The organism is Dechloromonas sp. H13, from assembly GCF_009469615.1.
GTDB lineage: Bacteria > Pseudomonadota > Gammaproteobacteria > Burkholderiales > Rhodocyclaceae > Azonexus.
Genome location: NZ_SSXX01000001.1, coordinates 752390 through 767083, shown reverse-complemented (window position 1 = coordinate 767083; position 14694 = coordinate 752390). Strand labels below are relative to the sequence as shown.

General features: G+C 69.7%; 11 protein-coding genes. All 11 read left to right on the top strand.

Translation table 11 applies throughout. From position 1 onward, the window contains the following. Positions 1-6: 6 nt before the first annotated feature. The 11 genes from GH660_RS03755 to GH660_RS03710 all read left to right on the top strand — a co-directional run bounded on the left by GH660_RS03755 (position 7) and on the right by GH660_RS03710 (position 14690). Positions 7-1953 (top strand): phage tail sheath C-terminal domain-containing protein, encoded by a 1947-nt coding sequence (locus GH660_RS03755; RefSeq protein ID WP_153145220.1) that lies wholly within the window; start codon positions 7-9, stop codon positions 1951-1953. Positions 1954-1982: 29 nt separating this feature from the next. Then, on the top strand, positions 1983-2417 hold the full coding sequence (locus tag GH660_RS03750) for a phage tail protein (protein WP_153145219.1): 435 nt from the start codon (positions 1983-1985) through the stop codon (positions 2415-2417). 6 nt (positions 2418-2423) lie between these two features. Continuing rightward, positions 2424-2867 (top strand): phage tail protein, encoded by a 444-nt coding sequence (locus GH660_RS03745; protein WP_153145218.1) that lies wholly within the window; start codon positions 2424-2426, stop codon positions 2865-2867. Between the two features lie 9 nt (positions 2868-2876). Continuing rightward, on the top strand, positions 2877-3047 hold the full coding sequence (locus GH660_RS17840; protein ID WP_194266220.1) for a DUF5908 family protein: 171 nt from the start codon (positions 2877-2879) through the stop codon (positions 3045-3047). Positions 3048-3050: 3 nt separating this feature from the next. Further along, the gene (locus GH660_RS03740; RefSeq protein WP_153145217.1) at positions 3051-3725 is read left to right on the top strand and encodes a hypothetical protein; all 675 of its coding nucleotides are present in this window, start codon (positions 3051-3053) and stop codon (positions 3723-3725) included. 3 nt (positions 3726-3728) lie between these two features. Beyond that, positions 3729-5462, top strand: coding sequence for a type VI secretion system tip protein VgrG (gene vgrG / locus GH660_RS03735; protein ID WP_153145216.1), 1734 nt, complete (start codon positions 3729-3731; stop codon positions 5460-5462). A 10-nt stretch (positions 5463-5472) separates the two neighbouring features. Continuing rightward, on the top strand, positions 5473-5748 hold the full coding sequence (locus GH660_RS03730) for a PAAR domain-containing protein (RefSeq protein WP_153145215.1): 276 nt from the start codon (positions 5473-5475) through the stop codon (positions 5746-5748). 79 nt (positions 5749-5827) lie between these two features. Next, complete coding sequence (locus GH660_RS03725) at positions 5828-6265, top strand: GPW/gp25 family protein (RefSeq protein ID WP_153145214.1); 438 nt, start codon at positions 5828-5830, stop codon at positions 6263-6265. Between the two features lie 7 nt (positions 6266-6272). Next, positions 6273-9305 carry a hypothetical protein gene (locus GH660_RS03720; RefSeq protein ID WP_153145213.1) on the top strand — a complete coding sequence of 1011 codons (3033 nt, stop codon included), beginning with the start codon at positions 6273-6275 and terminating at the stop codon, positions 9303-9305. A gap of 12 nt (positions 9306-9317) precedes the next feature. Beyond that, a complete protein-coding gene (locus tag GH660_RS03715) occupies positions 9318-11912 on the top strand; it encodes a diguanylate cyclase (RefSeq protein ID WP_153145212.1) in 2595 nt (864 codons plus the stop codon). Positions 11913-11927: 15 nt separating this feature from the next. Continuing rightward, entirely contained in the window at positions 11928-14690 is a 2763-nt protein-coding gene (locus GH660_RS03710; RefSeq protein WP_153145211.1) for a hypothetical protein, read from the top strand. Positions 14691-14694 lie beyond the last annotated feature (4 nt).

Genomic DNA, 14694 nt, shown 5'->3' with positions numbered 1-14694 from the left:
AAGCCCATGCCCACCTACCGCACTCCGGATGTCTACATCGAGGAAATTTCGGTCTTTCCGCCTTCGGTCGCCGAGGTGGAAACGGCCATTCCCGCCTTCGTCGGCTACACCGCCAACACGACGCTGGTCACCGCCGGCGACCTGGTCAATGCGCCGCGCCGCATCAAGTCGCTGCTCGAATTCGAGAGCTACTACGGCCGAGGGCCGACCTACACGGTGACCCGGGCCAACCTCGACGAGGCCGGCAACTTCCTCTCGGCCGAGATCGCCAACAGCTATGTCATGTACGACAGCCTGCGGCTGTTCTACGACAACGGCGGCGGCGACTGCTACATCGTCTCGACCGGCGCCTATAAAACGGCCGGTTCGCCGGTCGACCGCGACGAACTGAAGGCCGGTGTGCAGGCGGTGGCCAAGGTGGACGAGCCGACCATCCTGCTCTTTCCGGACGCCGCGACGCTCGGCGCCGACGACCTGGCGGCGGTGCAGCAGGAAGCGCTCAAGCAGTGCGGCGAGCTGAAGGACCGGGTGGCGGTCCTCGACCTGCGCCAGGGCGACCCGAACGGCGCCAGCTTCCGCGACAAGATCGGCATCAACAACCTGAAGTACGGCGCCGCCTACACGCCCTGGCTCAAGCTGAACTACAGCAAGAACGTCGGCTACGCGCAGGTGCGCGACAAGGTGTTCATCAACGGCATCCAGACGCCGCTGACCGACCTCAGCAGCGAACCGGCGATCCTCGCCGCGCTCGCCGCACTCGACCAGCTGGCCGCCGACGGCGCGACGCTGGCCGGTGCGGTGACGGGCCTGGCCGGCGCCGGCGAAACCCTGTCGAGCGCCTTCGCCAAGCTGCTGGCTGCGTACAAGGCAGCACCGACGCCGACCAGCGGCGCCGCGCTGTTCGAGTTCGTCTTCGGCATCGCCCGGATGATCGACGGGCTGGTCGACGCCTCGCCGCTGAGCAACGCCAAACTGGTTGCCGACATCAACACGGCGATCGCCGGCACCCTGAAACCAGCCTTTGCCACCCTGATCGCGCTGGAGAAGGAACTGGCCGCCGCGCTCAACGCGCTGGCCGCCGCTTCCTACACCGTCGAATTCGACCAGAACACGCCGCCGGCGACCGCCGCCTGGGGCGCCATCTTCGGCGCCAGCGCGCCCGACGCCTCGGCCGGCAATGTCGCCGGGGCGACCGCGCCGGCCCTCATTGACGACGTGCTGCCCGGCCTGCAGAAGGCCTTCGCTGTCGCCAGCGGTGCCGTCGCCGGCATCGTCACGGCGATCGCCAACTACCGCACACTCAACGAGCAGACCCTGCTCGAAAACTTCACGCCCTACCGCAACGCCGTCAAGGGCATCGGCTCGACGCTGACCCTGTGTCCGCCGAGCGGCGCCATCGCCGGCATCTATGCGCTGGTCGACAGCCAGCGCGGCGTCTGGAAGGCGCCGGCCAACGTCAGCCTCAACGGCGTCATCGCCCCGGCCGCCAGCTTCACGACCAGCGAGACCGATGCCCTGAACGTCGATGCCGTCGCCGGCAAGTCGATCAACGCCATCCGCGCCTTCGTCGGCAAGGGCACGCTGGTCTGGGGTGCGCGCACGCTGGCCGGCAACGACAACGAGTGGCGCTACGTCTCGGTCCGCCGCTTCTTCAACATGGTCGAGGAATCGATCAAGAAATCGACCTACTGGGCGGTCTTCGAACCCAACGACGCCAATACCTGGGTCAAGGTGCGCGGCATGATCGAGAACTACCTGACGCAGAAATGGCGCGAAGGGGCGCTCGCCGGCGCGACGACCAAGGACGCCTTCTTCGTGCGCTGTGGCCTCGGGGTGACGATGAACGCGCAGGACATCCTGGAGGGCCGGATGAATGTCGAGATCGGTATGGCCGTCGTGCGCCCCGCCGAGTTCATCATCCTCAAGTTCTCCCACAAGCTGCAGACCAGCTGAGCTGCCATTAACGCGAGAGGAAACCCATCATGCCGCAACAATATCCCTTGCCCGTCTTCCACTTCACCGTCCAGTGGGGCGGCACGCGCGTCGGCTTCTCGGAAGTCACCGGCCTGACGCAGGAGAACCAGGCCATCGAATACCGCGACGGCTCGTTTCCCGAATACTCGTCGATCAAGATGCCGGGGCTGCGCAAGTTCAGCAACATCACCCTCAAGCGCGGTGTCATCAAGAGCGACAACGACTTCTTCAAGTGGCTGTCGACCATCAAGCTCAACACCGTCGAGCGCCGCGATCTGGTCATCAGCCTGCTCAACGAGAAGCACGAGCCGGTGATGGTCTGGAAGGCGCACAACGCCTTCCCGGTCAAGGTCGAGGGCCCGGCGCTCAAGGCCAGCGGCAACGAGGTGGCGATCGAGAGCATCGAACTCGCCCACGAAGGGCTGGAAGTGCAGAACGACTAAGCGGTCATGGCCCAGTACTACCCCCCGGTCGGCTTTCACTTCCTGGTCGAGTTCATCGGCCTCTCGGAAGCCAACGACACGCGCTTTACCGAGGTCGGCGGGCTGGCGGTCGAGATGGGCAGCGAGGAGGTCGCCGAGGGCGGCGAGAACCGTTTCGTGCAGAAGTACCCGACGCGCGCCAAATACCCCGAGCTGGTACTCAAGCGCGGCCTGCTGAAGAGTTCGGCGGTGTGGAACTGGATCAACGAGTGCGTCGTCGATTACCGGATCGAACCGAAGAGCGTCGACATCAAGCTGCTCAACGAGGCGCACGAGCCGCTGATGACCTGGCACGTGGTCGGCGCCTGGCCGACGAAATGGGCGGTCGGCGACCTCAACGCGGCGAACAATGCCTTCGCCGTCGAGTCGATGCAGCTGGCCTACCAGTACTTCACGGTCGACAAGTCCTGAGGAGCGAAAATGCCCATCATCGTCGATGAAGTGGTGATTTCCGTCGAAGTCGGCAACCGCGAGGCCGGCGGCGACGGCGCGGCACCGGCCGGCCCGCTGCCGGTGGAGGACCGCCAGGCGCTGGTCGAGGAATGCGTGGCCCGCGTGCTGGAAATCCTGCGCGACCGCCAGGAGCCGTGAGCGATGATTCCCGCCGCCAGCGGCCGCCTCGAAAAGCTGCGCATCCAGGCCTTCGCGACGCCGGACTACAGCGACAGCGCGAGCGCCGAGTTCGCCGCCTTCGTCAATCCCGGTGAAATCTCGCTCGCCTACGAGGTCGAGTACGATGCCGCGCAGGGCTCGGGGACGACCAACAGCCGCATGGAATTCAAGAAGATGAAACCGGGCGACCTGACGCTCGCCTTCTTCATCGACGGCACCGGCGCCAGCGGCCGGCAGGCCGACGTCCAGGCCGAGGTCGAGAAATTCCAGGCGGTGACCGGCTACAACGGCGACATCCATCGCCCCAACTACCTCAAGGTGATGTGGGGCACGCTGCAGATCAAGCGCTGCGTGCTGAAGAGCGCGACCATCGTCTACAAGCTGTTCCGGCCCGACGGCGTGCCGCTGCGCGCAGTCATCACGGCAGTCTTCGCCGACAATTCCGACGACCAGACGCGCGTCGCCATGGCGCAGGACCAGTCGCCGGACCTGACGCACCGGCGCATCGTCAAGGCCGGCGACAGCCTGCCGGCGCTCTGCCAGAAAATCTACGGCGACCCGCGCCTCTACCTGCGCGTCGCCGAGGCCAACGGGCTCGACGACTTCCGGCACCTGGCGCCGGGCCGCGAGCTGTACTTTCCGCCGCTGGAAAAATAGGCCATGCCCGAGACCCGCGCCCTGCCGATCGCCGCCGAGCACCGCGAATTCACCGTCAAGGCGGGCGGCGAGGCGGTGCCGCGCGAGCACCAGTTGCTGGCGGTCAGCGTGACGGTTGCGGTCAACCGCATCGCCGCGGCCAAATTGGTTTATGTCGATGGCGCCGCGTCGACCGGCCGCTTCCCGCTCAGCGACGGCGATCTGTTCAAGCCCGGGCAGCGCGTCGAGATCCTGGCCGGCGCCGGCGGCGACAGCACCAGCGTGTTCATCGGCAAGGTTGTCCGCCAGGGCGTGCGCGTGCGCGAGGCCGCCGCTTCGCAATTGGTCGTCGAGTGCCGGCACGAAGCGATGAAACTGAGCGTCGCCGACCGTTCCGCCGACTATTTCGACCAGTCCGACAGTGAGGTCATCGAAGGCCTGCTCGGCGCCGCCGGCGTCGGCACCGAGGTCGAGGCGACCTCGCTGAAGCACAAGCAGCTGCTGCAATACCAGTGCTCCGACTGGGACTTCCTGCTCGGCCGCGCCCGCGCCAACGGCCAGCTGGCCTGGTGCGAGGGCGAGAAGGTCGTGGTCAGGCAGCCGGCGCTCGAAGGCGCCACGGTGTGCACCCTGCAATACGGCGCGACGCTGCTCGAATTCGAGGGCGAGATCGACGCCCGCCTGCAGCACCCCGCGGTCAAGGGCGCCAGCTGGGATGCGGCGAGCCAGGAAACACTCGAAGTCGAGGCGGCGACGCCGGGCTTCGCGGCGCCGGGCAACCTGGGCAGCGACGAGCTCGCTGCCGTCGCTGATCGCCCCTGCGACGTGCGCCACCCGGCGCTGCCCGAGGCCGAGGCGCAGGCCTGGGTCGACGGCATCGCGCTCTACCAGCGGCTCGACCAGGTCTCCGGGCGCGGCAAGTGCGAGGGCATCGCCAGCGTCAAACCGGGCGTCGTCGTCGAGCTGGCCGGGCTCGGCCGGCGCTTCAACGGCAAGGTGCTGGTCACCGGCGTGCGCCATGAATTCAGCCTGGTCCAGGGCTGGAAGACGCATGTCCAGTTCGGCGGCGTCGATCTCGCGGCGCCGCGGCCGGTCAGCGCACCGGCAGCCGGCGGCCTGCTGCCGGCGGTGTCCGGCCTGCAGATCGGCGTCGTCACCAGCAACGAGGACCCCGACGGCGAGCATCGCGTGCGCGTCCGCCTGCCGCTCCTCGGGCTGGCCGGCGACGGCCTGTGGGCGCGGGTCGCCAGCCTCGATGCCGGTGACGACCGCGGCTTCTTCTTCCGCCCGGAAATCGGCGACGAGGTCACGGTCGGCTTTCTCGACGCCGACCCGCGCCATCCGGTCATCCTCGGCATGCTGCACAGCAGCGCCAAGGCGGCGCCGCTGGCCGGGTCGGACGACAACCACGAGAAGATGTACAAGAGCCGTTCCGGCATGAAGCTGCATTTCGACGACGACAAAAAGGTGGTGACGCTGGCGACGCCGGCCGGCAATTCCATCGAACTCAGCGACGACGGCAAATCGCTGACCCTGGCCGACCAGAACGGCAACAAGATCACGCTGGACAGCGACGGCATCCATTTCGAGAGCGCCAAGGTGGTCGAGATGAAGGCGGGAACGGATACCAAGCTGGAGGCGTCGGCCGCCTTCGAAATCAAGGCCGGCAGCGACCTCAAGCTCGAAGGTGGGGCCGGCGCCGAACTGAAGGGCGGCGGCACGGCCAAGCTGAGCGGCGCCCTGGTCCAGATCAACTGAGGAGACGACGATGCCAGCAGCAGCCCGTGTCGGCGACATCAGCACCCACGGCGGCACGATCACCGGGCCGGGCGTGGCGACCGTGCTGATCGGCGGCCAGCCGGCGGCGGTCGCCGGTGACCTGCATTCCTGCCCGCTGCCGCCGCAGCACGGCCCCTCGGTCAGCCCCTTTCCGCTCGGCAGCACGACGGTCATGATTGCCGGCCGCTCCGCCCTGCGCGTCGGCGATGCCTGCGTGTGCGGCGCGTCGGCGGCGGTCGGCAGCCCGACGGTGACGATCGGATGAGGCCCCCGATGAAATTTCGTTTTCGGCCTTTTTCGGTGGTCGACCGCAACCGTCGGATTCCGCAACGGGAGGTGAGGGCATGAGCGACGACGGCGAGCGCTACGAGTCCTTCCTCGGCACCGGCTGGAGCTTTCCGCCGCGCTTCGTCGGCAGCGGCGCGGTGATGGTGTCCGCCGAGGCCGACATCCACGAAAGCCTGGTCCTGCTCTTCGGCACCGCCGCCGGCGAGCGCCTGTTCGAGCCGAAATACGGCCTCGACATGCATGAGCTGATGTTCGAGCCGATGAGCACGACCATGCGCACGCTGCTGCTCGACCGCGTGCGGACGGCGATCCTGATTTACGAACCGCGCATCAAGGTGCTGGCGCTCAGCGTCGACAGCCGCGATCCGAATTCCGGGGACCTCGACATCCTGCTCGAATACGAGGTGCGCGCCACCAACTCGCGCTTCAACCTCGTCTTCCCGTTCTACCGCACCGACGGCAACGAGCTGCGCGCCACGCTGGGCGGCGGCTGAAGCGATCATGGCCGACGCGCGCATCCTGCAGAACGAAATCGCCCGCCTCGGCCAGAGCCAGGACGAGCGTTCGCCGCCGGCGCTCGATCCCGGCTTCGCCCCGGTCGATGCCCGGACGCCGGGCGAACGGCTGGCCGAGGCGCGGCGCCTGGCCGCCCACCTGCGCCTGTACGCCAGCGACCCGGAGACGGCCGCCGGCGACTGGCGTGCCTTCTTCCCCGAGGGCGACGATGCGGCGTTGCTCGCCCGCGATGACGGTTCGGTGCCGCCGCATCTCGGCCTGTTCGGCGCCTTCCTCGAAATGCTCGAACCGGCGCGCGCGGCGCTCAACGACCTCGGCGCCCGCCACCTCGATTTCCACTATCGCCGGGTGCTCGGCTTCGAGCCGCTGCCGGCACAGCCCGAGCATGCCCACCTGGTTCTCGAACTGAAGAAGAACGCGGCGCCGTTCGCCGTGACGCCGGCGCAGCGCTTCACCGCCGGCAAGGACGCCAGCGGTGGCGAGCGCCTGTACAAGCCGCTGCGCGAAACGGTCGTCGGGCAGGGCAAGGTGACGGCGCTGCACAGCGTCTATCGCGATGCCGGCGGCGTGCGCTTTGCGCCGGTGGCCGACTCGGCCGACGGTCTCGGCACGCCGCTTGATCCGGCGCGCCCGCAGTGGCCGGCCTTCGGCCATGCCGGCCTGGCGCCGGCGCCGCTCGGCTGCGCGCTGGCCTCGCCGGTGCTGCGCCTGCGCGAGGGGCGGCGCGAGGTCGGCATCGTCCTCGACCTCGCGTTCGCCGAAACGGCAGCGCGCGACGGACAGGACATCGGCGACGCCCTGCAGGCCTTCGTGACCGGCGCCGCGGGCTGGCTCGGCCCCTACGCGCTGACCGGCAGCCTGAGCGGCGGCCGCCTGACGCTGGGCTTCACGGTGCCCGACGGCGAGCCGGCGGTCGTCGACTACGCCGCCGCGCTGCACGGCCAGGCCTTCGCCACCGCCTTGCCCGTCGTCCAGCTGCTGCTGCGTCCCGAGGCCGCTGCCGACTACGCGGCGCTGGCGCAACTGCGTGTCGACCGGGCGGCGCTGACGGTTGCGGTCGACGGCCTGAAAAGCCTCGATCTCGAAAACGACTTCGGTTCGCTCAACCCGAAGAAGGCCTTCCAGCCCTTCGGCCCGCAGCCGGTCAGCGGGTCGCGCTTCATGGTCGGCTGTCCGGAGGCCCTGTCCAAGCAGCTGACCGACCTCGCGATCCGCCTGCGCTGGCAGGGGGCGCCGGCCAGCCTCGGCAGCTGGTATGCCGGCTACGCCCACGCCGCCGGGGTGGCCAACGGCGTCGCCGCCCGCCTCGTCTACCAGGACCGCAGCGGCAGCGAGACGACGCGTGAGCTCGACCTGATGCGGCGCGTCGACGGCGTCACGACGCTCAGCCCGAATGCGCCGCCGGCAGTCCACGGCAAGCGCGGGTCGGAAGCCGGCTTCGTCTATTCCCTGCTGACTGGCGGCAGCGCCTACAGCCGCCGTTTCGGCCGCCGCTACATGCAGACGCGGCCGCTCTTCGCGCGCGCCACGGTGCCGCCGCCGGCGGTGCGCAGCGGCTACGTCACGGTGGCGCTGGTCGACGACTTCCTGCACGCCGACTACCGCAAGGAAACGCTGCAGCACGCGCGCACCCCCGGCGATACGACCGTCCTCAACGAGCCGTACACGCCGACGGTGCAGGAAATCACGCTGGCCTACACGGCGCAGACGCCGAGCGTCGACCTGACGCGCGACGACGCCGAGTCCTTCGCCGCCGCCGCGGCCGACCTCCAGTTCTTCCACGTCGGCCCCTTCGGCCAGCGCCGCGAGCACCCCTTCCTGCGCCGCGACCCGGCCTGGGTCGCCGACAAGAGGGTCGCCCTGTTGCCGGCCTATCCGGACGAGGGCGAGTTCATCGTCGGCGTCGCCGGCGTCGCCGCCGGCGACAGCATCCACCTGCTGCTGCAGGTCGCCGAGGGCAGCGCCGACCCCGCCCTGGGCGCGCAGCCGGTGCGCTGGTCGGTGCTCTGCGACAACCACTGGCGCCCCATCGCCCCCGACGAGCTGGCGCTCGACACCAGCCGCGGCCTGCGCGCCAGCGGCATCGTCGGCATCGTGCTGTCGCGCGCGACGACCACCGACAACACCTGGCTGCCGGCCGGGCCGGTCTGGCTCAAGGCGGCGGTCGCGCAGGACAGTGCGGCGGCCTGCCGGCTGCTGGCGGTGCATGCCAATGCCGTCGAGGTCGTCCGCGACTGGCCGGCCGCCGGCGCGCCGCCGGCGGTCGAAACCCTGGCTCCGGGCAGCATCGCCAAACTGCTGCCGGCACCGCCGGCGCTCAAGCAGGTGGCCCAGCCCTACGCGACCTTCGGCGGGCGGGCCGGCGAAAGCGCCGCCATGCTCAACCGGCGCGCCGCGGAACGCCTGCGCCACCGCCAGCGCTGCGTCACGGCATGGGATTACGAGCGCCTGCTGCTCGAAAACTTCCCCGCCGTGCATCGCGTGAAGTGCATCCCGCACGCCAGCGACACGTCCTGGATGGCGCCCGGCCACGTGCTGATCATCGCCATTCCCGACCTGCGCAACCGCAACCTGCCCGACCCGCTGCAACCCCGGGTCGATCTCGACACCCTGACGCAGATGGCCGAACTGGTCCGCGCCCACGCCTCGCCGCAGGTGACGGTGCGCGTGCGCAACCCGGCCTACCAGCCGGTGCGCCTCGACTTCAAGGTCCGCTTCCGCGCCGGTCACCCCTTCGCCTACACGCGCCAGCGGCTGCACGAGGCCATCGTCCAGGCGCTCTCGCCGTGGGCCTTCGCCGCCGACCGGCCGCTGCTGTTCGGCGGCCGCATCTACCGCTCGGTGCTGCTCGACTTCATCGAGGAACTGCCCTACGTTGATTTCGTCACCGACTTCCGCTGCGGGCTGGCCGGTGCCGGCGATCTGCTGCTCAACGATCTCGCCGAAATCACCGGCGACCGCCCGGACGCCATCCTCGTCTCGGCCGCCAGCCACCTGATCGCCGAAGCGACCGACTGAGCCGAGGCCGCCATGCTCCTCAAGCCGACCCTCTCGCCCCTGCCTGCCGACGAGCCGGCGCTCGACCAGCGCCAGCTCTTCGCGCTCGGCCTCGACCATGCGCGCCGCCTGGCGCGCCGCCTGTGGACCGACCACAACGTCCACGACCCCGGCATCACGACGCTGGAACTGCTGGCCTACGCGCTGACCGACCTCGCCTACCGCACGCGCTTCCCGATCGAGGACCTGCTCGCTGCGCCGGACGACAACGCCGCCGCGATGGAACAACTGTTCGCCCGCGCCAGCCGCATCCTGCCTTGCCGGCCGGTGAGCGAGGCCGACTACCGCAAGCTGCTGATCGACCTGCCCGGCGTCCGGAACGCATGGCTGCGCGCGGCGCCGCTCGCGCTCTACGCCGACCCGGCCGCCGGCACGCTGGCGGCGCAGCCGACCGGTGCCAAAAACGAACGCGAGATCGCCGTGCGCGGCCGCTACCGGGTGCTGGTGGACTACATGGATGAGGTGGCCGGTGTCGAACGGCGCGCGGCGGTGGACCGCGAGATCCAGGCGACGCTCGCCGCCAACCGGGCGCTGTGCACCGATTTCGTCGGCATCGACCGCGTCGAGCCGCAGCCTTTCAGCCTGTGCGCCGAGATCGACCTGACCCCCGAGGCCGATGCCGACCAGGTGGCGGCCGCCATCGCCTTCGCCGTCGACCGAAGCCTGGCGCCGCCGGTGCTCAACTACACGCTGGCCGAGATGCGCCAGCGCCGCCATGCCGACGGCTCGCCGTGGACGGTGCCGGAGATCTTCGCCGGGCCACCGCTCGCCAACGGCTTCATCGACGACGACGAACTCGCCGCCGCCGGGCTGCGCGAAGAAGTGCGGCTGTCGGACGTCATCAGCCTGATCATGGACATTCCCGGCGTCGTCGCCATCCGCGACATCCTGCTCAACGCACTGGATGCTGAAGGCAAGGCCAGCGCGCCGGCCGACAAGTGGCGCCTGCCGGTGCCGTCGGGGCGCCAGCCGCGCCTCTCGGCGAGCGCCGGCCGGCTGCTGTTCTACAAGAAGAACCTGCCGCTGCTGCCGCGCGCCGAACGGGTCGCCGCGCTGCTTGCCGAACTGCGCGAGGCCGAGCGCAGCAAGCTGGAGGACGGCAGCCCCGGCGACCTGCCCATCCCGCTCGGGCGCTACCGCGACCCCGCCCGCTACCGCTCGTTCCAGCACCACTTCCCGTTCATCTACGGCCTTTCCGAGGCCGGCCTGCCGCCCGGGGCGAGCCGGCAGCGGGCGGCGCAGGCGCTGCAGTTCAAGGCCTGGCTGCTCTTCTTCGACCAGGTGCTGGCCAACCATCTTGCCCAACTGGCGCATGTCCGCGATCTCTTCTCGACGCAGCCCGACCTCGCGCACAGCTATTTCAGCCAGCTGGTCGCCAGCTTCCCGGACTGGGCCAAGATTTATGCCGAAGGCTTCGACGCCGCCGCGCTGGCCGCCGTGGTCGAGCCGGACGGCGCCGGGCTGCTGCGCCGCAACCGTTTCCTCGACCACCTGCTGGCGCGCCATGCCGAGGATTTCCACGAGTACGTGGCGATCATGCAGGCGCGCTTCGGCCTCGGGCCGGCGCCGGCGGCGGCCGCCAAGTGCGCCTTCCTGAAGGACTATCCGGCGCTCGGCGGCGAGCGCGGGCTGGCCCACGACGCCGCGCTGGCGGCGCCGGAAGCGCTGTGGAACACGACCAACGTCTCCGGCTTCGAGCGGCGCATCGCCCGCCTGCTCGGCATCGCCGACGCGCGGCGGCGCAACCTGGCGAGCGTCGCCTACGACATCTACGCCGAGATCGACGCGACGCCGGGCGACGAATTCCGCTTCCGCATCCGCCATCCGGTCAGCGGCAAGATCCTGCTGTCGAGCAGCACCCACTACCTGACCCCGGCGGCGGCGCACGCCGAGATGGAGCAGGCGATCCTGGCCGCGCAGCAGCCGGCGGGCTACGAACGGCGGACGACCAGCGACGGCCGCCACTACTTCAACATCGTCGACGCCGGCGGCGAGGTCATCGCCCGCCGCATCGAGTACTTCGCTGCGGTCGACGCGCTGGAAACGGCCATTTCCGAACTGATGACCCACCTGCGCACGCAGTACGGCGGCGAGGGCCTCTATGTCATCGAGCATCTCCTGCTGCTGGCCGGGCAGCCCGGCGATCCGTTCATGGACATCTGCGTCGATGCCGCCTGCAGCGACTGCGCCGACCTCGACCCCTACAGCGACCGCCTGACCATCGTCCTGCCGGCCTACGCCGGGCGTTTCATCGACATGGATTTCCGCCGCTTCGTCGAGGAAACCCTGCGCCAGGAAACGCCGGCCCACCTCCTGCCGCGCATCTGCTGGGTCAACAGCGACGACATGGCCGCCATCGAGCAGGCCTGGCGCGACTGGCTGGAAATCCGTGCCGGTGCCGCCAGCGTCGGGCGCAGCGCCAAACTCAAGGCGCTGATTGCCGCAGTGACCCGCGCCAAGAACGTGTATCCATCCAGCGGGCTGCATCCCTGCGGCCAGCTGCAGCCGCCGCCCTTCGTCCTCGGCCGCGCCGCCCTCGGCAGCGCCGATGACCTCACCGAATCGTAGAACGGGAGTCCGATCATGGCCGATCCCCTCAAAATCATCCGCCGCCTGGAGGCGGTGACCACCGACTACGCGGTCTTCGAGCGCGACCAGGTGCTGACCCACGGGCAACTCAACAGCGTCGCCGAATACCTCGACGACCAGGGCCGGCTGACGCGCACCCAGATGCTCGGCGTCGGCATCGTCGGCGGCCTGCTGCCGGCGCTCGGCAAGGGGCGGATCAGCGTGAGCAAGGGCGTTGGCGTGACCAGCGACGGCGACCTGCTAGGCCTCGCCGCCGACACCGTCTTCGACCGCAGCGCGCCCTACGACGAGAGCGCCCCGGCCTACGAGCCGTTCTACGTCGACGGCGCGATGCTGCCCCTGCGCGAACTGTTGCCCGCCGGCGACCCGCGCCCCGGCCAGCCGCTGGCCGAACTCGGCGACCGCCTCGGCTTGATGGTGGCGATCGCCTTCATGGAAAGCTACGAGAACGATCCCGACCTGTGCACCGGCGGCGACTGCGACAATCGCGGGCGCACCGCGCGCAACACGCAGCGCTTCCTGCTGATCGAGCGCGACGTCGCGGAGAAGATCGGCCTGGCCGCCGCCCTGGCCACCGGCGCCGACCTCGCCGCGCTGCTGCCGCGCGTCGCGGCGGCCCGCGTCGACCTCGGCACCGGCAGCGGCGACAAGGTGTCGGTGACCTCGGCGGAAATCTTCGCCGCCCGCTACCGGAGCGCCGCCGAGCAGACGGTCAAGGCCCTGCTCGCCGCCTTCGAGGCGCTCGGCCAAGCGCTCGCGCGCGGCGCCGTCGCCGACCTGCCCAGCACCGCCCGCTGGTCCGCCCAGTTGGCCGCCATTGCCGGCAAGATGAGCGATACCAGGCTCGGCATCCAGTACTACCACGCCTTTCTCAAGGACGTCGTCGCCACCTGGGGCGAGCTGCGCGCCGCGCTGTTCGAGGACGGCTCGGTGCTGTGCCCGCCGGCTGGCGCTTTCCCGAAGCACCTGCTGCTCGGCGCGCTGGCCGACCCGACCCAATTGCGCAGCGGCCGCTACCCGGCGCCATGGCTGGCCGCCGGCGGCGCCGGCCGGGCGTGCGTGCGCCACCTGATGGAAAAGCTGGCGGCCCTGCTCGCCGGCTTCGCCATCCCGGCGGCGACCAGGCCGCAGCCGAAGATCACCCCGAGCCGCAGCGAAAGCGCGCCGCTCGAACTGCGCGCCGTGCCCATCTACTACCGCAACGGCGACCAGCTGCGCCCGCTGTGGAACGAGCAGCGCCGGGCGCGCGGCGAGAGCGACGACACTCCCGGTTACCAGTGGACGCCACTGCCCGAGGCCAACGCCGGCGACGATCCGTTCGCCCGCGATCTCGGCGGCTGCGACTTCTTCCGCATCGAGGGCCACCTCGGCATGAAGGCCGATACTGCCGAACCGGCCATCGAGAAGCTGATCCGCCAGCGCAACCTGCCGATCGCCGTCATGAGCGTGCTGCTGCACAATCGGCGCGACCTGGTCATCCGCGGGCCGAAGTTCAGGAAGACGAGCCTGCACAGCCTGCACTACCTGTTGCGCCAGGACCTCGCCAGCCACCTCAAGGACAACATCGCCTTCAGCACGCGCATGATCGCCGACATCCGGGCGGCCGGCACGGCGGTGCAGAAGCCGGCGGGCAACGTGCTCAACGCCGATCTCGTCAAGCAGGTCGAGGGAGCGAAGGCGAAACTGGAAAGCACCGCCGGCGAACTGGTCGGCAGCACCGAGCAGCCCGGCCCGCTCGCCGTCCGCAGCTACCAGGCCTTCAGCCTGCAGAACAGCGCGTGGACGGCGCGCTTCGACGAGGCGGTGGTGACCACCGCGAAGGCCAAGGCCGGCCTCGGCGACATCATGCGCACCGACCTGGTGTCGCCGGTCGATGTCGTCAGCGGCTCGAAAACCCACCTCTGGGTCAACTGGCTGGGCGACATCCTCAGGAAGCGCGACGACGACCGCAAGGACCGCCTGCTGTTCACCAACATGATCGCCGCCCATCCCGGGCTGGCGCATGCCGGCGGCTGCGTCCCCGGTGGCACCTTCGTCCTCGCCTACGACGACAGCGGCGTCGTCATCGGCGACCTGATGCTGCCCTACTGGCTCGACGACAACGACGAGAGCGACCAGGACGAGCCGCAACTGACTTTCCCCGACATCCGCGCGCGCCTGCCCGACGACCTGCTGCCGATCAAGGTCGTCAAGCCGATCGACACGGTGCTCGACGACTTCCGGGTGACCAGGATCCTGCCCGAGCTGAAGATCCAGGAAAACTATTCGAAGTTCTTCCGCGAATCGCTCGGCAGCCTTGGCGACGTGCTCAAGAACACCAGCTTCCAGAGCACCGCCGGCGGCAAGTACGCGACCGGCGATCTGCTGCTCGATCAGCTGCTGGCCGACGTGGACAGCAAGAAGGCGCAGGTCCAGGGACTGCGCGACATCCGCAATGACGACCGCCTGAGCGCGGCGTCGCGGGCGAAGGTCGAGGAGCAGATCAAGCGCCTCGAGGGCGAGCTGGCCGACGCCGTCGCCGCGACCACCCGGCATTTCGCGGTCGACGCGCCGGAAGCGGTGCGCACCGGCAGCGACAAGAACACCATCTACCAGGCCATCGGCCAGGGCATCGGCACCGTCAGCGACCAGGCGGCCGGCGCCCGGCTCCAGGATAACCTGCGGGAGACGGTGAACGCCGCCAACGCCATCGACGGCGGTACCTCGAAGATCGTCGCCAACCAGGTGATGATCAACGCCGGCTTCCGGGTCGGCTGAGCGG